Source organism: Cytobacillus horneckiae, from assembly GCF_002835735.1.
GTDB lineage: Bacteria > Bacillota > Bacilli > Bacillales > Cytobacillaceae > Cytobacillus > Cytobacillus horneckiae.
On sequence record NZ_PISD01000050.1, the window covers coordinates 15,444 to 36,013 of the forward strand.

19 protein-coding genes are annotated in these 20,570 nt (G+C 37.9%); 12 read left to right on the forward strand and 7 right to left on the reverse strand.

Annotated elements, in window-relative coordinates:
- Positions 1-303: 303 nt before the first annotated feature.
- The 3 genes from CWS20_RS20500 (at position 304) to fsa (ending at position 3,463) form a co-directional block, all read left to right on the forward strand.
- A complete protein-coding gene (locus tag CWS20_RS20500) occupies positions 304-822 on the forward strand; it encodes a GNAT family N-acetyltransferase (RefSeq protein WP_066199126.1) in 519 nt (172 codons plus the stop codon).
- Positions 823-998: 176 nt separating this feature from the next.
- Positions 999-2,411 (forward strand): NADP-dependent phosphogluconate dehydrogenase, encoded by a 1,413-nt coding sequence (gene gnd / locus CWS20_RS20505; protein WP_066199124.1) that lies wholly within the window; start codon positions 999-1,001, stop codon positions 2,409-2,411.
- A 392-nt stretch (positions 2,412-2,803) separates the two neighbouring features.
- Complete coding sequence (fsa, locus tag CWS20_RS20510) at positions 2,804-3,463, forward strand: fructose-6-phosphate aldolase (protein ID WP_066199122.1); 660 nt, start codon at positions 2,804-2,806, stop codon at positions 3,461-3,463.
- Between the two features lie 145 nt (positions 3,464-3,608).
- On the opposite strand, the gene CWS20_RS20515 is transcribed toward fsa, so the two are convergent.
- Positions 3,609-3,815, reverse strand: a complete 207-nt coding sequence (locus tag CWS20_RS20515) for a methionine aminopeptidase (RefSeq protein WP_066199119.1) — start codon at positions 3,813-3,815, stop codon at positions 3,609-3,611.
- Between the two features lie 193 nt (positions 3,816-4,008).
- On the opposite strand from CWS20_RS20515, the gene CWS20_RS20520 reads away from it, so the two are divergent.
- Complete coding sequence (locus CWS20_RS20520) at positions 4,009-4,767, forward strand: TerC family protein (protein WP_066199110.1); 759 nt, start codon at positions 4,009-4,011, stop codon at positions 4,765-4,767.
- A gap of 120 nt (positions 4,768-4,887) precedes the next feature.
- Here the strand turns inward: CWS20_RS20520 and CWS20_RS20525 are convergent, their stop codons facing one another.
- A complete protein-coding gene (locus CWS20_RS20525; protein ID WP_066199109.1) occupies positions 4,888-5,847 on the reverse strand; it encodes an iron-hydroxamate ABC transporter substrate-binding protein in 960 nt (319 codons plus the stop codon).
- A 97-nt stretch (positions 5,848-5,944) separates the two neighbouring features.
- Here CWS20_RS20525 and CWS20_RS20530 point away from each other — a divergent pair, with 97 nt between their 5' ends.
- The 6 genes from CWS20_RS20530 to CWS20_RS20555 all read left to right on the forward strand — a co-directional run bounded on the left by CWS20_RS20530 (position 5,945) and on the right by CWS20_RS20555 (position 12,432).
- Positions 5,945-6,973 (forward strand): FecCD family ABC transporter permease, encoded by a 1,029-nt coding sequence (locus CWS20_RS20530; protein WP_066199106.1) that lies wholly within the window; start codon positions 5,945-5,947, stop codon positions 6,971-6,973.
- Positions 6,970-7,980, forward strand: a complete 1,011-nt coding sequence (locus tag CWS20_RS20535) for a FecCD family ABC transporter permease (protein WP_066199103.1) — start codon at positions 6,970-6,972, stop codon at positions 7,978-7,980. The genes CWS20_RS20530 and CWS20_RS20535 overlap by 4 nt, the downstream gene beginning before the upstream one ends.
- Before the next feature lie 47 nt (positions 7,981-8,027).
- The gene (locus CWS20_RS20540) at positions 8,028-8,315 is read left to right on the forward strand and encodes a hypothetical protein (protein WP_066199100.1); all 288 of its coding nucleotides are present in this window, start codon (positions 8,028-8,030) and stop codon (positions 8,313-8,315) included.
- A 251-nt stretch (positions 8,316-8,566) separates the two neighbouring features.
- Positions 8,567-9,157 carry a GNAT family N-acetyltransferase gene (locus CWS20_RS20545; protein ID WP_066199097.1) on the forward strand — a complete coding sequence of 197 codons (591 nt, stop codon included), beginning with the start codon at positions 8,567-8,569 and terminating at the stop codon, positions 9,155-9,157.
- Between the two features lie 302 nt (positions 9,158-9,459).
- The gene (locus tag CWS20_RS20550; RefSeq protein WP_066199094.1) at positions 9,460-10,959 is read left to right on the forward strand and encodes an SLC13 family permease; all 1,500 of its coding nucleotides are present in this window, start codon (positions 9,460-9,462) and stop codon (positions 10,957-10,959) included.
- 381 nt (positions 10,960-11,340) lie between these two features.
- Positions 11,341-12,432, forward strand: a complete 1,092-nt coding sequence (locus CWS20_RS20555) for a metallophosphoesterase (protein WP_066199091.1) — start codon at positions 11,341-11,343, stop codon at positions 12,430-12,432.
- A 26-nt stretch (positions 12,433-12,458) separates the two neighbouring features.
- Here CWS20_RS20555 and CWS20_RS20560 read toward each other — a convergent pair whose 3' ends face one another.
- A complete protein-coding gene (locus tag CWS20_RS20560) occupies positions 12,459-12,677 on the reverse strand; it encodes a methionine aminopeptidase (protein ID WP_066199088.1) in 219 nt (72 codons plus the stop codon).
- A gap of 200 nt (positions 12,678-12,877) precedes the next feature.
- Positions 12,878-15,106, reverse strand: a complete 2,229-nt coding sequence (locus CWS20_RS20565) for an MMPL family transporter (protein WP_066199085.1) — start codon at positions 15,104-15,106, stop codon at positions 12,878-12,880.
- 732 nt (positions 15,107-15,838) lie between these two features.
- On the opposite strand from CWS20_RS20565, the gene CWS20_RS20570 reads away from it, so the two are divergent.
- A complete protein-coding gene (locus CWS20_RS20570; protein ID WP_083957506.1) occupies positions 15,839-16,234 on the forward strand; it encodes a RidA family protein in 396 nt (131 codons plus the stop codon).
- 179 nt (positions 16,235-16,413) lie between these two features.
- Here the strand turns inward: CWS20_RS20570 and CWS20_RS20575 are convergent, their stop codons facing one another.
- The 3 genes from CWS20_RS20575 to sipW all read right to left on the reverse strand — a co-directional run bounded on the left by CWS20_RS20575 (position 16,414) and on the right by sipW (position 18,408).
- On the reverse strand, positions 16,414-17,130 hold the full coding sequence (locus tag CWS20_RS20575) for an NAD-dependent deacylase (protein WP_066201725.1): 717 nt from the start codon (positions 17,128-17,130) through the stop codon (positions 16,414-16,416).
- 85 nt (positions 17,131-17,215) lie between these two features.
- Positions 17,216-17,818 (reverse strand): TasA family protein, encoded by a 603-nt coding sequence (locus CWS20_RS20580; RefSeq protein ID WP_066199080.1) that lies wholly within the window; start codon positions 17,816-17,818, stop codon positions 17,216-17,218.
- A 53-nt stretch (positions 17,819-17,871) separates the two neighbouring features.
- Positions 17,872-18,408: a signal peptidase I SipW gene (sipW, locus tag CWS20_RS20585; protein ID WP_241504227.1), complete on the reverse strand. Its 537-nt coding sequence runs from the start codon at positions 18,406-18,408 to the stop codon at positions 17,872-17,874.
- A gap of 257 nt (positions 18,409-18,665) precedes the next feature.
- Here sipW and CWS20_RS20590 point away from each other — a divergent pair, with 257 nt between their 5' ends.
- Positions 18,666-20,402, forward strand: coding sequence for a M4 family metallopeptidase (locus CWS20_RS20590; RefSeq protein WP_066199078.1), 1,737 nt, complete (start codon positions 18,666-18,668; stop codon positions 20,400-20,402).
- Positions 20,403-20,570 lie beyond the last annotated feature (168 nt).

A 20,570-nucleotide genomic window follows, 5' to 3' on the forward strand; every position in this document is an offset into this window, starting at 1 on the left:
TAGCTGAATCACGCAAATTCAAATCGGAATCCATAACAATTTCTACCAATTGGTCAAGATTTGGGTTAAACTGTAAATGAGTCATGATTAATTCCTCCACATTGTTTTCGTCGCTGATTACAATTGTAGCTTATAGGAATGAACTGGGCTCTTTCTTTTTTCAAAATAATAAGGGCGTAGCCAAAAGAAGCCACAAAGGAAATCCCTGCCAACTAAATGAAAAATAAACCCTAAATCATCATTGACCCGCCAATATTCAATATTGATCATATTGAATAAAAGTGTATGGAGAGGAGCTTCGCCATGATTATAAGAAAAGCTGCACTTAAAGATGCAGCAGGGATAGCCAAGGTTCATGTGGAGAGCTGGCAAACGACATATAAAGGGATTATTCCTAATACATACTTGCAACAGCTTAATGAACATAATCGTGAAAAGCTTTGGCAGCGAAATATCCCAGAACAGATTGTATACGTGGCAGAAAATAACCAAAGAGATATCATCGGTTTTTCGAGTGGAGGTATGGAGCGATCAGGAAAATATCCTCCATACAAGGGAGAACTTTATGCTGTTTACATACTGAAAGAATATCAAAGGAGAGGAATAGGGCAGGCGCTGTTGACACCGCTTGTAAATGAATTAATTGCAAGGCAATTACATGCTATGGTTGTAATTGTACTTGCTGATAATCCTTCACGTTTTTTTTATGAGAAGCTGGGAGGGGAGCGTATAGATACACTAGTCACTTCAATTGCAGATAAGCAATTAAGAGAGGTTGTATATGGATGGAAGGATATTCATATACTGAAAAAAATTATGTGAAAATTCTTATAGTTTCATTAATATTCACATTTATTGTAATCACCCCTGCTGTTTTGTATAATTCACAGAGGGTGTTTTTTAAATACTGAATGAATGAGATGGAATCATTGGGCACCTATCACTATTGAACCAATAAAAAAGAATGACTTAAATACATGAGAGAAGGGAAGCAAATCATGGCTAAACAACAAATCGGTGTTATCGGTTTAGCAGTAATGGGTAAGAACCTTGCGTTAAATATTGAGAGCAGAGGTTATTCAGTCGCTGTATTTAACCGTTCGTATGAAAAAACAGAAGAATTTTTAAAAAATGAAGCAGAAGGCAAAAACTTTGTTGGTGCAAAAACAGTGGAGGAGTTTGTCCAATCACTTGAAACACCGCGAAAAATTTTGTTAATGGTTAAAGCTGGCGCAGCAACAGATGCGACCATTGAATCTTTAAAACCTCATCTAGAAGAAGGCGATATTCTTATTGACGGTGGAAATACATATTTTGAAGATACAATCCGCCGTAATAATGAACTAGCGACGGCTGGTTTTCATTTTATCGGAACGGGTGTGTCTGGCGGTGAAGAAGGCGCGCTTAAAGGTCCTTCCATTATGCCTGGGGGTAAACGGGAAGCTTATGAGCTTGTTCAGCCTATTTTCGAAGCGATTTCTGCAAAGGTAGACGGCGATCCATGCTGTACATATATAGGTCCAGATGGTGCCGGGCATTATGTGAAAATGGTTCATAATGGAATTGAGTATGGAGACATGCAATTGATTTCTGAAGCTTATTTCATTTTGAAGCATGTATTAGGTTTAGAAGCAGACGAGCTTCATAAAATATTTGCTGAATGGAATAAAGGCGAACTCGATAGTTATTTAATTGAAATAACAGCAGATATTTTCACTAAGAAAGATGAAGACACAGGTAAGCCGCTTGTCGATGTAATTCTTGATACTGCAGGACAAAAAGGGACAGGAAAATGGACAAGCCAAAATGCATTAGACCTTGGTGTGCCGCTTCCAATCATCACTGAATCTGTATTTGCAAGATTTATTTCTGCTATGAAAGATGAGCGTGTGAAAGCAAGTCAAATGTTAAATGGACCAGAAGTAAAGGCCTACGGTGGCAACAAAGAAGAACTGATTGAAGCCGTTCGGAAAGCGCTGTATATGAGTAAAATTGTTTCATATGCACAAGGTTTTGCGCAAATGCGTGCAATGTCCGAAGAGAAAAACTGGGATCTTCGCTATGGCGATATAGCAATGATTTTCCGTGGAGGCTGCATTATCCGTGCACAATTCCTGCAAAAAATCAAAGATGCCTATGACCGCGATTCTGGGCTGAAGAATCTTCTGTTAGATCCATATTTCAAAGACATTGTAGAAAATTATCAACAAGCATTGCGTAAAGTACTTGGTGTGGCAATTGAGCGTGGAATTCCTGTGCCATCCTTCTCTAGCGCAATTGCTTATTATGACAGTTATCGTACAGAGACTTTACCGGCAAACCTTCTTCAGGCGCAACGTGATTATTTTGGTGCGCACACATATAAACGTGTCGATAAAGAAGGAGTTTTCCATACAAATTGGATGGAATAAATGATATACAAAAAAAGAAATACTGAGTTCAGTATTTCTTTTTAATTTGATAATAATACTGTGATATAAGCCGTGCATCTAGCTAGTTTAGAGCAAGGAGCCATAAGCTTCAACTGGTTCTGGCTAGGTGTACTTGCATATGTAGTAGTTAGTTATTAAAGGTAGATTGGCAAATCGCCATTTGATTAGCATTTGAGCTTGTCTATGAAAGAACGCAAGTGTTATTATAATTATTCACACATATGTAAAATTTTTAAAGGTTTTTAAGCTTTTCATACCTAATTGATTGTCCTTTATCTGCAATAGATGTAGTATGGAAAAATAAGAGGAAATTGAATACTATGTTATAATAGTTTTCAAATACTCGTTAATTAAGAGGAGAGGTATTTTAAATGAAATTCTTTATTGATACTGCTAACCTGGAAGATATTAAAAAAGCGCATAAAATTGGCGTTTTAGCTGGGGTAACTACAAACCCTTCACTTGTTGCCAAAGAGGGCGTCAAGTTTGAGGATCGTATAGAGGAAATTTTAAAAACAGTTCCTGATGTTGAGTCTGTTTCAGCTGAAGTTACACCAAATGCACTTACTGCAGAAGAAATGATAGCTGAAGCAAACGAATTAATTAAAATCAACGGTGGCGACAAAAATATTACAATTAAATTGCCAATGACTATTGATGGGCTGGAAGCAACACGCTATTTAGCTAAAAAAGGCGTAAAAACAAATGTTACCCTTATTTTCACTGTCAATCAGGCATTGCTAGCTGCTAGAGCAGGCGCAACGTATGTTTCTCCATTCTTAGGCAGACTAGATGATATTTCAGAGGATGGGGTGCTGCTTGTATCGAAAATAGCTGAGCTCTTCCGTATTCACAATCTTGATGCACAAATTATTGCCGCATCTGTTCGCCATCCGGATCATGTAACGAGAGTAGCAATGGCGGGTGCACATATTGCGACGATTCCTTATAAAGTAATCGAACAGCTTACAAAGCATCCACTTACTGATCAAGGCATTGAGAAATTTGCTGCTGATTGGAAAACTGTTTAATAAGCGAAAGGAAGTCCAGCATTTGCTGGGATTCTCATTAGGTCAAAAGAGCGTGTCTTACATACCGAATATTTCGGGCGTGTAAGACACGCTCTTTTTGTCTCAACAGTCGTTAAAAGAAACTAAAGTATTGCTTGCAAGATATTTAATGCGGTTTCCAGTCTTCATAAAGACCTGAGCCTTCACAACCTGGACAACGGAAGTGATCGGAATGAAAGGAATAGACATTGGCAGGATAAACAATAAATCCCCGACCGTAGCAATCGGGACATTTATTCTCCACCTTCATTTTTGATACATGTTCCTCAAAACGTTCATTGCGCCATTTGTTGAACAATTTAATCAAATGCATCATTTCCACCTTCTCTCTTCTTCCTTTTGTAAATTTCTTTGATTTATTATATTAGAAATCTTTTTTTTTGCTTATACTTTTATATAGAAAGAAAAGAGAATATTTGTTTAGTAATACTAAAGGTTAGGTAATCTAAATATTTTTTGATATAATAAAAAGGTTCTATACAATTTATATTAAAGGGGTCTTCTTAATGGACATTGTTAATCAGCTGCTCTCTACATATGCTTCTTTTTTTGATTGGGCAATGTGGAAAGAGGTGCTTACAGATCCAGTTTCATGGGGATATATTGGCACGCTCGTAGTTTTAGAAGGATTGCTATCGGCTGATAATGCACTCGTATTAGCAGTAATGGTTAAACATTTACCAAAAGATCAACAAAAAAAGGCATTAACATACGGCTTATTTGGCGCTTATTTCTTTAGATTTTTATTTATTGGACTAGGCATGTGGCTTATTAAATTTTGGTGGATAAAAGTATTAGGGGCAGCATACTTAGCGTGGCTCGTCATTAAGCAATTTTGGTTGAAATCACCTGAAGACGATTTAAATGGTGTAAAAAAAGACGGGCTTCTTATCCGAACGTTTGGTGTGTTTTGGGGAACGGTCATTTCGGTGGAATTGATGGATCTTGCCTTTTCAGTCGATAGCATCCTGGCGGCATTTGCTGTTTCTGACAAAGTGTGGATACTGCTCATTGGCGGAATGCTGGGAATCTTAATGATGAGGACCGTTGCTAAGCTATTCCTCGTTTTAATTGAAAAGATTCCGGAATTAGAATCGACAGCGTTTATTCTAATTGGAATTATCGCTATAAAGATGTTCTTAAGCGTACTTGGAATTGAAATAGGTCATGTGCTGTTCTTTAGCATTATCGTTCTTGCCTTTGTGATCACATTCATTGTTCACTATTACCATAATAAACAAAGCGGGCATGACCATGTCGCTTAAATACAGTTAATATCATTAAAAAACAGCAACTGATGAATCAGTTGCTGTTTTTATCTATTATAGCATCGCCAATGCTCAAAATAAGGGGGTAATGAGTTAGGCGTACTTCATGTGATCCAATTATTCTGTAATACTTTCAAGCACATCATCAATAATTTGGCTATTGGCAATTGTGCCGGTATATAGCCAGCTGGAATCGCGGGAAAATTCATAAAGGTTGCCGTTTTTTACTGCAGGGATGTTAGCCCATAGCGGATCTTTAAGCATTTCAGATCCAGTTTCTTTATCGCTATTAATCAAGAATAAGTGATCAGCATCTAATTCAGCGAGTTTCTCTAACGAAACAGCTGACCAGTTGCCGGTAGCGGATGCAGAAACCTCTTTTACGACATCCGGAACAGCCATTCCTAAATCACCATATAAAACGGCACCGGATGAAAGGTTTTCACTTACCATAAATAAACTGTTATTCACTAACCAAACTGCAGCAGCTGATTCGCCTTTGTGTGATTCCTGCAGTTGTTTCTTTGCAGCTTCAGCTTTTGTCTCGTATTCATCGAGTACTTTTTCAGCTTCAGCTTCCTTGCCGAAAATTTCTCCAATTTGTTTTAGCTCTTCGCGCCAATCATTATTTTCTTCTTCGCCAATAACATAGGTTGGAGCTATTTTAGAATATTGATTATATTTGCCACCTTCAACCATAGCGGCTGAATCCATAATTAATAAATCTGGTTTAAAGCTTGATACTGCTTCTAAAGGCAGGTCATGTGCAATGGTAGGAACATCTTTTAAGTATTCCTGCAAGTATTCTTGCTTGCCATTAGCAACAGTCCATTGCGCGACAGGTGTGATGCCAAGTGCAACTAAGTTATCCTCTAAGTATGTAGCTATAACTCTCTCCGGTTTAGCTGGAATCGTCACTTCATTTCCCAATGCATCAGTTAGGACTCGATCTTCTGTTTCCTGTGATGTATTTGCATTACTGTCCTTGTTGTTCGTTTGATCTGTATCACTGCTGCAAGCAAATAGAGCGAGAGAAGAACTTAATAGCGCAGTTAACAGAAGGTTTTTTGTATTCAATAGTTAACCTCCTAGAGTATTTGTGATATAATTTCTAAACAAATGATAACAATTATCATTATCGATGACAACATTTTTTTTAGAAAGAGGATACATAATGGCTTTATTACAATTTAAAGCATCTGCTAGAAATAAAGTTATCGCTATGATAATTATTATTTTTGGTACAGCATTATTAGTGTTATCCATGGCAATTTCAATTGCTTTTGGGGCAGCCAATATTGATGTTGGCACCGTTTGGCAGAGTATAGTTTCATTTGACCCGGCAAGAACTGAACATCAAATTATACAGCGATTGAGGCTGCCGCGGGCATTAGCTGCAGCTTTAGTTGGTGCGGCTTTAGCAGTTTCAGGTGCCATTATGCAAGGGATGACACGCAACCCTTTAGCTTCACCCTCAATTATGGGTGTCACTGCCGGTTCCACCTTTATGATTGCTGTAGCCCTTGCTTTTGCGAGCGTATCATCTTCAATTGGCTTAATGGCGGCAGCTTTTATCGGCGCAGGACTTGGTGCTGGATTGGTCTTTGGAATCGGCAGTCTTTCGAAAAATGGCTTAACCCCTGTCAAGCTTGCCTTAGCAGGCTCAGCGATTACTGCGTTATTAAGTTCGATTTCATCTGCCATTGCGATTCATTTTGATGTGGCAAAGGATTTAAGCTTTTGGTATGCAGGTGGGGTAGCAGGTCTTCAATGGGAAAATATCATTACTGCGTTGCCGGTTTTCGTTATCGGCCTTTTAATAGCAGTTATGATCAGCGGTTCGATCACTGTGATGAGTTTGGGCGATGAAGTAGCTACTGGATTAGGGCAAAGGACGGGAATAGTAAGAGCGCTAGGATTTGTAACGGTTTTGCTTCTAACTGGTGCAGCTGTATCCATTTCGGGCACGATTGGATTCGTAGGGCTAGTGATCCCACATATCACCAGATTTCTCGTAGGAAGCGATTACCGGCTGATTATACCATGTTCAGCTGTATTGGGTGGAGTACTATTAGTGCTAGCTGATGTGGGGGCAAGATTGATTAATCCGCCTTTTGAAACCCCTGTAGGAGCTGTCACGGCTCTTATTGGTGTGCCATTTTTCCTTTACCTTGCACGTCGTGAAGGGAGAGGAATGCTATGAAAGCAAAGAAATCAAAATCCATAAAAGTAGCTATCCTCTTAATAGCAGCGATAATCATAACATTTTTCCTTAGCTTAAGCTTTGGATCTAGTTTTATTCCGCCGATAGAGGTGGCTAAAACGTTATTTGGTAATGGGACTGGCGAGTATGATTTAATCCTGTTTGATTTTCGGTTGCCGAGAATGGTGATTGCCATTTTAATCGGTGCTGGAATGGCCGTTTCCGGGGCGATATTACAAAGTGCAACCCAAAATGGTCTTGCTGACCCCGGTATATTAGGTATTAATTCAGGAGCAGGATTTGCAGTCATTATCTATATCTTTTTCACACAGGGAATGAGTTTTGCTTCACCTTTTTTATCCATATTTATCATGCCGTTATTTGCTTTAATTGGAGCAATCGCTGCCGCTTGTTTAATTTATCTTTTTTCATGGAAAAAAACAGGTGTGACTCCGATACGGCTTATTCTAGTTGGAATCGGCATTAATGCCGCTTTTTCGGCGCTTATTATCATCTTCCAGCTTAAAATGGACCCAAGGACGTTCACGCAAGCGACAGTATGGCTTTCAGGAAATATTTCTGGTGTTGATTGGAGCTATGTATTATCGCTGCTTCCGTGGATACTCATTTTCATTCCAGCTGCGATTTATAAATCTAGGTATTTAAATGTGCTTGGGCTAGGGGACACCGCTTCTATCGGTTTAGGTGTGAATGTCAATCGCGAAAGAAGATGGCTGCTTTTTATATCGGTAACCTTAGCAGGAACAAGTGTAGCCGTTGGTGGTGGAATCGCATTTCTAGGCCTTGTAGCTCCGCAACTGGCTAAAAAGCTCGTCGGGCCAAGGAACGAAATTTTAATACCTGTATCAGCTTTAGTCGGCGCTTTTCTCTTATTGCTATCTGATTTAATTTCAAGAACAATTTTGGCGCCTTCGGAAATTCCTGTCGGTTTAGTAGTATCTGCAATTGGCGCTCCATACTTTATCTATTTATTAATTAAAAGCTAAAAGGGTCATACTATGGCTATCTTCGTTGTTAAAGGAGGGCCACTAATATGGCTAAAAAGGCTGAAGAGGTAATCGATACCGCTGAATTAAAAGCAGAAAACGAACATCTGAATTATATGCTTGCATCAGTTGTTACATACTTGGCAGATGAAGAAGTAGAAGAAATAGATCTTGAATATCTTTTAGTTCATACAGAAGGATTACGAGAATGGTGGGACAAATACCGCGAACGCAATAAGAAAAAAATAGAAGAGGAAATCAAAAGCTCTTTAAGTAACTTATCATTAGAAGAGCTTGAAAGTATTCGAGAAAAGATTAAAGAAAAAAATAACTAAAGTGGCCATTCCTACCTTCATTCTAAAAATATGATGGTTTACCGCTCTAGCGGTTTGCGACCAGCCTAGTTACTCTCCGCAGGAGTCGAGCGGACATAATCGTCTAAACTCACTTAAAACCCCTAAAAAGGGGTTTTTCCTGTTTAACAGGAATTAGAAGCAAAGTGTAGAAGAATGATTGTAATGAAAAAAGGAGGATTTGAAATTAGGTGACAAGAATACTCTCAAAAGGGTGCAAAGGAGAATGATTCATGTTTTCTTATAAAGTAGATAAAGATATATCAATTGAAATGTTTCAGCAACACCATAAGGAAGAATTTTATTCTTTTATTGACGAAAACCGCAGCCATTTAAGGCAATGGCTGTTATGGGTAGATAAAAGGAAAAGTCCGGATGATATGAAACCTGTAATTGAAGCCTTTATTCAAAAATATGCAGAAAATAACGGTTTCGATGCGGGTATTCGCTGCAAAGGTAAATTAGTAGGGATGATCGGATTGCATGCTATTGATTGGAAAAACCGAACGACAAGTATCGGTTATTTACTTGGAGAAAAGATACAAGGAAAAGGGATTATTACGAAAACTGTATCTGCTGCCTTAATTTCATACATATTTACTGAGCTGGAACTAAATCGCATTGAAATTCAATGTGCAGCAAGCAACTATAAGAGTATAGCGATTCCAGAAAGGTTAGGATTTACGAAGGAAGGAATTCAAAGAGAAGGACAATGGCTTTATGATCATTATGAAGACATTATTACCTATAGTATGTTAAGGAGAGAATGGACATGTAACAACACCAATGACGAGAAAAATGAGAATTTGCTGCAGGATAAATAAAAAGATGTAAAAGACCAATCATTTGCTACTAATGGTTGGTTTTTTTTATGGTGGTATTCCTGTCATTATTATACATTAGATAATATTCATCTTTCTTTCTGTTATATTTATATAATTATTTGCACAATCTAAACTTTGCTAAATTCTGCAAATATGTTCCAAAAAATAGTTGGTAATGTATGCGTTTACAAGTCGAAAAATAATAAAATATGAAATAATTACGAGTTATCTATTTTCAAATTAGGCAAATTCCAGTAAAGTTATAAGAGTTATCCTAGAAAAATGAAAAGAAGGTGAGGAAAATGCCGAAAGAAAAGGATAAAAAAGCGTATTCACGCGGAAATCTCATTGGCCTAATTCTAGGTCCTGTCTTAGCACTGCTAGTGTTCTTTTTGTTACCTAACGATATGATTGGGTATGAAGGAAGAGTCGTTATCGCAAGTATTGCAATGATAGGAACGTACTGGGTAACTGAAGCAGTGCCGATGGCTGTTGCATCATTACTTCCATTGATCATCATTCCATTATTCGGTGGTGCACCAATAGATGTTGTGTCTCGTTCTTACGGGGAATCTGTCATTTTTATGTATATGGGTGGTTTTATTCTAGCAATTGCCATTGAGAAATGGAATTTACATAGAAGAATTGCCTTAAACATCATTGATTGGATTGGTACGGAGAGTCATAAAATTATTCTCGGTATTATGATCGCTACTGGATTACTGACGATGTTCATTTCCAATGCTGCAACAGCGTTAATGATGCTTCCGGTTGCATTAGCATTAATCTCTGAGGTTAGAGAAAAGAAAATACTAGAAGACCAAAATTTGAAGTTTTTTGCGAAATCCATTTTGTTAGCGGTTGCATATACGGCAACAATCGGAGGACTTGCTACTCTGGTTGCCGCTGTGCCAAATGCTGCGCTTGCTGGTATTGCAAAAATTCAATTTGATGTTGAAGTTACTTTTGTCCAGTGGTTCATTTTTGCTGCCCCAATAGCATTAATCATGTTTGTTTTCTTATATTTCTATTTAACAAAAATGAAGTTCAAGGTAAAATCTGAAAACGAGGGCAAAGTTTCTTTTATTAAGGAAGAAAAGAAGGGCTTAGGTAAAGTAAAGACTGAGGAATGGATTGTTATCGCCGTTTTCCTTTTGACTGTTTCATTATGGGTAGGAAAACCAGCTATTTCATGGGTGGCAGATCATGTAGGCTTTCTCTCATTTTTAAGCAGGCTTGGTTCATTGCCAGATGCGAGTATTTCAATGATGGGAGCCGTATTACTATTCTTCTTACCAAGTACGAAAAAAGGTGAAAGAATTCTTGAATGGGAAGACTTAGTTAAGTTGCCATGGGGTGTACTAGTACTTTTCGGAGGAGGACTTGCCCTCGCAGCGAGCTTGGAACATTCAGGCGTAAATGAATGGATTGCTGTTGCACTTCAAGGTCTACAAGCATATACACCATTCATTATTATTTTATTGCTAGTAGTTATTGTGTTAGGCATGACAGAAATCTTATCAAATACCGCTGTGGCAAACTTAGTTTTGCCGATATCAGCAGGTCTAGGGGTAGCTATCGGAATTGATCCACTGATTATGATGGCTGCGGTTGCTCTAGCTGCAGGTTCATGTTATATGCTTCCTGTTGCCACACCTCCAAATACGGCAGTATTTAGCGCGGGTGAGTTGGAGGTTTCTGATATGGCTAAAGCCGGTGTATGGCTAAACTTAGTGAGTGTAATCGTGATTACATTAGCCGTCTACTACTGGATGCCAATTGTTTTTGGAATAACTATCTAGCGTAAAAAGGGGTGTCCATAGAGGCACCCTTTTTGAAATAAAATGAGTATGAAGTACAAACTTTGTAAGAGGGAAAAAGTATGTGTATGGAGGTTCAAATAGGTGTGTAGAGGAGTCGACCTCGATTCCTGAGGGAGAGAAGCAAGTCAGTCGAGAGACTAAGGGAGAGAAGCGGAAAAGCTTCTCGACGTACGAACCGCGCAGGAGGAGATTCGTAAGCCTTGAGAAGGATATAGCTTTAAGGAAGTGTATGTAATATAAGTTCTTTTATAAAATTTTTATTGAATGGTTCATAATGTACATATAAGCAAGATGTTTGACTCTTTTAGATTATCATTTATTATTATTAGTTAGTATGTTGCGTTTAAAGGGAGTTGTTACATGGTCACAATATTAGCTGGGTTAGCCTTTTTGTCGGTCTATGCACTCATTTGTTTATACATTGGTGTGAACTTTTGGAGCTGGTTAAAAACGACATTTTCGTTTAAATATAAGAAGACATATATAATAATTGTATCATTATTATCACTTGCTTTTTTTGGTGGGTATAGCATCCCATCTCCGCTTTTAGAAATGATCGGTGGTTATTGGCTTGTTGTTATTGGTTACAGTATCCTCATTCTCCCCATCATTAATATCATTTATTTTATATTGAAGAAAAACAGAAAATGGAAAATAGGATTAGGCTGGGTTACAGTTGCATTTTTTGCATTCGTGTTTATTTATGGAAGCTACAATGCGTGGACGCCGGTAGTCAGGGAGTACGATGTCTCTATAGATAAAACAATTGCGAATGATAAGAAGGAACTAAAGATACTTATGGCAGCTGACCTGCATCTAGGGACAGTAATTGGGAATAATCATTTGGATAAGCTAGTAAAGATTGTAAATGATGTTAAACCAGACATTATTTTTCTCCCGGGAGATATTATTAATGATGATATTACTCCATATGTAGAGCAGGAAATGAGAACAACAATGGAGAAAATACAAGCACCACTTGGCGTTTTCGCGGTTCCAGGAAATCATGATTATTACGGCGGTCATAATGAAAAACTTAAGAAAGAGCTTGAAGAGATTGATATAAGGTTTTTAATGGATGAAGCGGTAGAGGTGGCAGGTGATTTCCTTGTGTTAGGAAGAGATGATTTCACGAATCCTAACAGAAAGACCTTGGATGAGTTAATAAATAAGTTGGATAAATCGAAGCCTATTTTTGTACTTGACCACCAGCCAAGAGAAATAATTGAGGCACAAGCAGAAGGTGCGGACATGATTTTTTCTGGACACACACATCGCGGCCAGCTGGCACCGGCACATTTAATCACAGAAAGAATGTATGATAATGATTGGGGATATTTAAATATTCAACAATTACATTCCTTTACAACCTCAGGGTTTGGTCTTTGGGGACCAGCATTAAGAATTGGTTCACAATCTGAAGTGATGGTGATTGACGTCACGTTTAACTAAAACTCAACGTTGCTGTTGAGTTTTTATTATTCTATTTGATTGCTTTCCCAAACTGAGAAAAGTCCGCTGCCTTCACAACTTGCACAATGGTAAGCATCATCATCCAAAAACATATATTCATGCCCTGCATAATATTGCATTCCTCTACCACGGCAATCAGGACATTTATCTAACCCTCTCATCTTTTCTACGTGGTTATCATATCTTGACTCTCTCCATTGATTAATGGCATTAAATAGTCCCATAGCTAATCCTCCTTACGTTTTGTACATAGTTTGGATTACTAAGATAGGAAATATACATAATCACCTGTAATAATATTAAATGCTTGTCGAAAGATGTGGGTGCCGCTCACCAACATTTTTCGACAAGCACCATATTTACAACAAAACATTAATCCAAAACAAAAGCCCAAGCCTTCAGCTGAAGACTTGAGATTTGCTGCTCACAAGTTGTGGGTTTTGTCGAATTTTGTAGGTGACAGGTACCCTGATTTGCTGTTCCCGACTAAGATAAGGAGGGCGGGCAGCATGAATCCTCTGATGATGAAGGTGTCTAGGAGGATTCTTAGTGCCATGGTGAAGCCGAATAGGAATAGTTCCTGGAGCGGCTGGGTGATGAGGACAGCGAAGGTGGCTGCCAGTATGACACCTGCCGACGATATAACACCGCCAGTTAATGATACCCCATCCCTTACTGCTTCATTCCATGAGACATGCTTTGCCCGTTCTCGTATTCTCGATACAAGCATAATATTATAATCGATTCCTAAAGCAACCATAAAGACGAAGGTGTAAACTGGAATCCTGTAGCTAATGGCATCATAGCCCATCATGTTTTCGAATATCCACCAGCTAAATCCTAAAGATGCGAAATACGACAATAATATGGTAGACATCATAATGATAGGCAGGATAAATGACTTTGTCTGGAAGCCAAGCATCGTTGTTAACAGGATGGTAACAACAGATAATAAAATAATCATGTCTCTGCTATTCATTGTCTGCACATCTAGCTGCTGGGCTGTTTGACCAGCGAATTGTAAAGAGGTCTCAATTGATGAGAATCCAGCCTCGTCTAAAATCTTTTTCTCTTTTTCTCTTAATTGTTCAACTGTACGGAGTGCCTGTTCATCATAAGGATTGTCATCGAGGACAACCTGCAAACGAAAACTTCGCTTTGACTCAGATAAGAAGTTTTGGGGCAATTCCTCATTTCCGAGCAACATATCTTTTGTTAAATCGGGAGATACCGCCGCAACGCCTGGTTGATCTGCCAATCCGTCAGCAACTTTTTGAACATTTGCTAATCCTTCTTCATCAGCGGATAATGGAGACTTTCCATAAAGCAAGACTGTGACCGGAGACAATTGACCTGGCGGATAATTCTCCTCTAATAATTCAAACCCTTGTCTGGAAGAAATATTGTCTGGAAAGGACTTCAAAAGGTTAAATGAGTAGTTCATCGTACTGACATTAAAAGCACCTAATAAAAATAAAATAAGTAATATTCCAGCAATCCAGCCCGGTTTTTTCGTAACTATGTGGCCGGCTCTTTGCCAAATCTTCCTTTTAGACTGTTGAGGCTGTTTTTCGTTTGCTGAAGGAACAAATGGCCAAAATGCTTTTCTGCCCAGTAAAACGAAAATACTTGGAATAAGCGTTAATCCGGCTAACAATATCACCACGACTGCTACTGAAAAGACAGGCGCAAAATGATTGTACGGCTCAAATACTGCCAGAAATAAAGTCAGCATCGCAAGCAAAACCGTCCCGCCGCTAAAGAGAATAGGCTCTGCCACATGATGCATCACTTCTTGCATAGAGCTATATTTAGAAGTGTTTTTACACAATTCTTCACGAAACCTGGAGAACACAAATAAGCTATAGTCAGTTAGCACAGCGAAAAGTAAAACAAGCATAATAGATACAGCAGACCCATCAACAGCAAACCATTCTTGTTTGCCAGCTATTCCAAGCAATCTATCAACGATGGCATAAACAATACCTGCAATAAACAAAGGAGTGATTGCAAGAATTGGCGACCGGTATATCAAGATTAATAAAATGAAAATAAGCACAATTGTTGCACTCATTAATATGAAATCAGCATTGCGAAAGATTGAAATGGTGTCAGCTGAGATACCAGCAGGACCAGTAATTTCAAATTGCATGTCTAATCCGAGGGAATCAACCGCCTCTCGCAATTGATTCAATGTTTCATTTGCTTCGTCTGAATCTAACCCTTCAATCAGAGCGGCATTAATAATTAATGTACTTTTATCTTCGGAAAACATCTCATCCTGTAAATGCTCTGGGAATAGATGGAATGGCAAGGAGCTCGCTAAATTATCCGGCTTTTTATCAGATGTCATCCATTTACTAAACTGTGATATTTTTTCACGGTCATATTGATCAATCGGTTCTTTTTTATGAAAAACCAGTAAAGCCGTTAAGCCCTCATCTGTTGGGAATTCTTCTTTCAATAAATTAGCAGCCGTTTCTGAAGGCATATCCTTTGTTACACTTTGTTCCTCACTTGTACCCGAATATTCTTTAGAGCCCGGTGCACCGACACTCAACATGATGGCAGCAATCACCCAAGCAAGTAACATAATTATAGAACCTGTCTTGCTGCTGGAAAACCTCACTAATTTTTGTATTGGTTTTAGCATTTCATTCATCTCCCTTTCATAAGTATCATAAAATTGTTATTTGAACTGAGGATGAACAGCGATTTACAATTTGTTTTTGATCAAAAATAGCAGCTGAAGTGCCTCATGTTCGACTTACCAAACAAAAATTAGCTTTAACAAAGACTTTTTATTATGTTAATCTTTTATTGTTGCAATTTTCTATTTTTAAATCTCGAATTTAGATTGGATATAAGTTAATGGAGATTGCCATTGTGGCTTTCGATGATTTTACTGATAAAGCTGTTTTCATGACGTGGGAAGCTTCAAGGATGGAATGGTTCAAATATAAGGAACCATCATAAGTAACAGGCATGAATGTTCAGTGCATATGCCAATCGACGAATTGAGAATGCAGATGCTGTCTTATACTCAAACAGACCAGGTACAAGACAATTATAAAGTGTGCAGGTTGTTACATCCGTATAGTGCAGGTTCTCTCCTATTAAGAGCCAAAGGAATATATCAGGAAAAAACGCAACAACCTATCCAACTGTAAAGGAAGAGCTTGCAAAATTCGAAGTAAATATGATCGATGACTCTCTCGGCATCTGAAGCAATATTGCTACTGCTGCAGATTGTCTTGCGAGGCGGGAGTTATCATTGTTGTGAATTATTGAAAGCTAACAAATAAAGCGATACGTGATGAATGTTGGCTCACGATTCAGCTAATTGATCAAACTTAACGCTATAAAAGGGGAAAATGAGATGCGTATAAAAAGAGAAAAAATATTTACAGGTTCACCTTGGGAATCAACGGTTGGCTATTGCAGAGCGATTAAAATAGGCGATAAAATTGAAATTGCTGGGACAACAGCAATGAAAGATGGAAAGGTTGTGGGTGTAGGCAGTTCATATGACCAAACAAAATTTATAATAGAACGGATAAAAGAGGCACTCGCTGAACTCGGAGCAGATTTAAGCGATGTTGTCCGGACACGCATGTTTGTCACTGATATTTCTAAATGGGAAGAAATTGGCCAGGCGCACGGTGAATTTTTTCATGCTGTTCAGCCTGTATCGACAATGGTTGAAGTAAAATCTCTCATTCATCCTCAATTATTAATTGAAATAGAAGCAGAGGCGATAATAGATAATAAAATCTGCTAAATACTGTGTAAGATCTCTTTACAAAGTAAATGCGTAAACTATATAAGCCGTGTATATTATAGATAGAATCCTAAGCCCCACTTGGAAGTAGCTCCAGTATGGATGAAAATTCATCACTGGGCTTTTTTTGTATAAAAATAAAGAGAAGGAAAAATTCCCCTCCTCAAAAAACAGCAAAATTAAGATTCACGTAACATTGAATCGATCTCCTTCAATACTTCACCTATTTTTCGCTTATGTATGACTAAATCTGCATAAATATCATAATCTGTCTGTTCTTCATTAATGATTACAAGCTTTGCACCGCTTTCCTTCGCGATAAGAGGAAACTGATTTGCGGGTGATACTGAAAGTGAAGAACCAAGAACGATAAAAAGTTCAGCCTTTTGTGCTTCTTCAAAAGCCATATTAAATGCATCTTCAGGAAGTGATTCTCCAAAAAGTATGATAGAAGGACGTAACATTCCTCCGCATTCACAAATAAAGTCTTCGTCAACATATTTTTCACTGCTGTATTTTTTGTTGCATAATTGACAATGTAGAGTCTGTAAAGTTCCATGCAGTTCAGCTACGCGTATAGAGCCTGCTTCAGTGTGAAAACCATCAACATTTTGCGTAATGATTGAATGTATAAGCTGTTTCTTCTCCCAGTCTGCTAAGATTTTATGCCCTTTGTGCGGACCATACTTTTTAATGCCAAGCACTCTGTCACGATAAAACTCAACAAACTCATGAACATTATGATTTAATGCTTCTGTAGTCGCGAGTTGACTAGGATCTTTTTTTCTCCACAGACCATTAGCGGAACGAAAATCAGGAAGTCCGCTCTCTGTAGACATGCCTGCGCCTGTAAAAATGACTGTATAATTTGAAGCTGCTAACCAATCTTGAAGCATTGCAATCACTCGCTTTTCCTTTTTTCTTCATTATAATCAAAAAACCTGCTCCAAAGATAGGAAGCAGGCATGAATCTATAAGGATTTATTTATTATCGTAATAATTTCCAGCTGTTTGTTCAGCATTAAATGTCCAGTTCACCCTAAGCTTGTCTCCTTGAAATTGGTTTTGATCCTGCCCATTATCAACAAATTCGAATAGGACAAACATCTTTTCCTTTCCGCCAGCAGGAATGCCGTCTGGAATTTGCTCATTTCCTACAAATGTATCAATTGCTGTAATATCCGGCTGTTGTGATTGCAATTCAGCTAATGTCGTTTCAACAACAGGAACAGTTGCACTGCTGGTGTTATACATGATGGTCACTTTAATATGCTCAGCAAAGTCGTCTGAATTATCGCCTTTTGCATCCTCTATAACATATTGAGTATGAAGAAGAACCTTGTGAATATCAAGTGTACCGTTATTTTCTAATGTGAATTCACGGTAAATTTCATCACCGGGTTTGATGTTATCAATATTAACGACAAAATCAGGATTCACTGCCAAATCCAAAGTTCCTGCTGCGAACGTATTTTGGGTGGCAAAGCTATCGCTAAAGTAAGCGTATGTACCTCCACTAATTAATGAAATACCAAGAGCAGCAGTCATTAAGTTTCTTTTTGTAAATTTAAATTTCCATTTCATATATAAACCCTCCTAATAAAAATATGTATTCACTCCACAATGGGAGAAATAGCTTAATTCAAAACTTCTTTTGTTTGTGGCAACGGAGTACTTCTAAAGCTTGTTACTAAAAAATACAGTCCTGGAATAATCATTATTAATGCGGTGCCTTCTTTGGATTGTGCAGCGCTAAGCAGGTACCCTAAGTAGGGAATGGAAAACCCGGTATATTCTCCAACAATGTCAAAGGCGGGCACAGTCCATAAATCAGCACCATTGTTATTATCACCCTTTGTTTTATAAACCGTTGTACCATTTTGGGTAGAAACTTCTTCAATTCTATGAGTCACCAAATAGTTGTCTATTTTAAAAGTAATAATGTCACCAGTTTGGTAGCTATCAGCATCCTTTTGAGTGTTTATAGTAATAACAGAACCTGTTTTAAAGGTTGGCTCCATCGAACCGGATAAAACCGTTTTCATTTGATAGCCAAACAATGCAGGCTCGCTACCGGATAGTCTTGAAGATACAACGATAAAGAGAAAGATGCATAGCAGTACAAACAAAAGATTGCTGAATGTGGTCATGATCAATTTGCCTATTTTCCTCAATTTTCATCAGCTCCTTGCTTAAGCATGGCGTTTCTATCAATCCATAACATTACTATAACTGAATTTTCGAAAAAATAAATTGGGTTAATTTTATCCGATAAAAGGACTGCTTTTATCCAGCAGAAGAACATTTCTATGCGATTGCAGGGCAAAAAGTCCTTTGAAAATAACCCAATCGGAAACTATTGACGAATCAAATAATATTCAGAATAATTATAATTGTTTTATGAATATAGAAAATTGAAGAGGTGAGTTGAGTGAAGAAAGCGAACAAAAAACAAAAAGGAAATAAATTTGCCAAAAAGGTTGTCATTCCTGCAGCGCTTGCATTATCAGTTACATTTACGGGATTTGCACCTTTATCTACTTATGCAGCCATCCAAGAGGAAACGAACCAAATTATTTGGAATGCACCTGCTGGATTAAGTAAGGAGGAAGTAGTAAAAGCTTATTTAAAATCACAAGTTGCAGCGCCAAAATCATTCGGTGCTTCATCATCGAATGAACAATTTAAAGTAATCGATGAAATGACTGACAAATCAACCGGTACATATCATCTGAAAACAGTTGAACAAGTAAAGGGAATTCCGGTGTATGGGACAGGCCAGTCTGTTGCATTAGATGATGAATTTAACGTTATCGCTTCTTTTGGTGAAGTATCGCAGAAATTAGCTGGTGCCAATATTACGACGAAAGCATCGTTATCAGAAGATGAAGCAATTACGATAACTAAATCAGAAGTAGAGACAGAAATTGGTGAAGTGAAAGATTATGATGGGATAGAATCAGAATTAACAATCCTTCCATTAGATGGAAAATACTATTTAACTTATTTAGTAAAAGCTTCTACTTCACAGCCTTCACCAGGATATTTCCACTATTTTATCGATGCAAATTCCGGTGAAGTTGTTCATCGCTTTAACGCTATGCATGGAGCGGACACAGAAGTCGTTAACGCACGCGGGCTTGATTTATTTGGTAAAATGCAAACCTTTAAAGCAACCAAAAATTTAGAAACTAATAAAACGCATTTACATTCGGTAGAAACGATAAAAGGCAACGCTGTCAACATTCATACTTATGATGCTAGAAGGATGCCTGAAACATCTTTTATATTATTATCTGCTCTACTAGGTTTTACTGGTTTTGAAGTTGAAACAAATTCAAGCTTTTTCTATGATCCTGCAGCAATTTCTGCTCAGTCAAACTCATTGAAAATTAACAACTATTATCAAAATGTCCATAGCCGAAATAGTTTAGATGGCAATGGAATGAAGATTATAAGCACAGTTCACATTGGTGACAAGTGGAATAATGCCGGCTGGAATGGCAAGCAAATGTTATATGGCGATGGTGATGGAGCTTATTTTAGTTCATTGGCAGGTGCACTTGATGTTGCTGGTCATGAAATGACACATGGTGTGATAACAAATACAGCGAACTTAACTTATTCTGGTGAATCTGGAGCGATTAATGAATCAATCGCAGATATTTTAGGCGTTTTGGCAGAGAACCATTTTAAACCTGCTGATCAAAAGAATTGGGATATAGGGGAGGATGTATATACACCTAACATTCCTGGAGATGGTGGTCTTCGTTCACTGGAGGATCCTAAAACAAGATCATTATCACCAGCATATGGTTTAAAGGATAATCGTTACCCTGATCATTATGATGATCGCTATATCGGTGAACTGGATAATGGCGGCGTTCATATTAATAGCAGTATTAATAACAAAGCAGCCTATCTAATTTCTCAAGGTGGCGAACACTACGGTGTTGAGGTTAATGGAATTGGTGAAGCGAAACTAGGAAAAATTTTATATCGTGCGTTAACTGTCTATTTAGTTGCCTCATCCGGATTTGCTGAAACAAGGGATGCAATGGTTCAAGCCGCCAGGGACTTACACCCTGATATAAACAGTCAACCTTCAGCTGAAACACAAGCAGTGATGGCAGCATACGAAGCAGTAGGTGTCACTGAGGGAGAATAAACAAAATCACTCGAAAGCATGAACAATAAAGTTCATGCTTTTCCCTTTTCCATCTATAGGTCAATCATTCACAAAACATTTATAAATAATATCTGTACATTTTCAGAATAATCGATAAAATAATGATTAATATGACATGTTACATTAAACAACTAAGAAGAGCAGACC

Excerpts from the sequence above, each read along its gene's own strand:
- CWS20_RS20500 (WP_066199126.1), top strand. The coding sequence starts at position 304 with ATGATTATAAGAAAAGCTGCACTTAAAGATGCAGCAGGGATAGCCAAG.
- gnd (WP_066199124.1), top strand. The coding sequence starts at position 999 with ATGGCTAAACAACAAATCGGTGTTATCGGTTTAGCAGTAATGGGTAAG.
- fsa (WP_066199122.1), top strand. The coding sequence starts at position 2,804 with ATGAAATTCTTTATTGATACTGCTAACCTGGAAGATATTAAAAAAGCG.
- CWS20_RS20515 (WP_066199119.1), bottom strand. The coding sequence starts at position 3,815 with ATGCATTTGATTAAATTGTTCAACAAATGGCGCAATGAACGTTTTGAG.
- CWS20_RS20520 (WP_066199110.1), top strand. The coding sequence starts at position 4,009 with ATGGACATTGTTAATCAGCTGCTCTCTACATATGCTTCTTTTTTTGAT.
- CWS20_RS20530 (WP_066199106.1), top strand. The coding sequence starts at position 5,945 with ATGGCTTTATTACAATTTAAAGCATCTGCTAGAAATAAAGTTATCGCT.
- CWS20_RS20535 (WP_066199103.1), top strand. The coding sequence starts at position 6,970 with ATGAAAGCAAAGAAATCAAAATCCATAAAAGTAGCTATCCTCTTAATA.
- CWS20_RS20540 (WP_066199100.1), top strand. The coding sequence starts at position 8,028 with ATGGCTAAAAAGGCTGAAGAGGTAATCGATACCGCTGAATTAAAAGCA.
- CWS20_RS20545 (WP_066199097.1), top strand. The coding sequence starts at position 8,567 with ATGTTTTCTTATAAAGTAGATAAAGATATATCAATTGAAATGTTTCAG.
- CWS20_RS20550 (WP_066199094.1), top strand. The coding sequence starts at position 9,460 with ATGCCGAAAGAAAAGGATAAAAAAGCGTATTCACGCGGAAATCTCATT.
- CWS20_RS20555 (WP_066199091.1), top strand. The coding sequence starts at position 11,341 with ATGGTCACAATATTAGCTGGGTTAGCCTTTTTGTCGGTCTATGCACTC.
- CWS20_RS20560 (WP_066199088.1), bottom strand. The coding sequence starts at position 12,677 with ATGGGACTATTTAATGCCATTAATCAATGGAGAGAGTCAAGATATGAT.
- CWS20_RS20565 (WP_066199085.1), bottom strand. The coding sequence starts at position 15,106 with ATGCTAAAACCAATACAAAAATTAGTGAGGTTTTCCAGCAGCAAGACA.
- CWS20_RS20575 (WP_066201725.1), bottom strand. The coding sequence starts at position 17,130 with ATGCTTCAAGATTGGTTAGCAGCTTCAAATTATACAGTCATTTTTACA.
- CWS20_RS20580 (WP_066199080.1), bottom strand. The coding sequence starts at position 17,818 with ATGAAATGGAAATTTAAATTTACAAAAAGAAACTTAATGACTGCTGCT.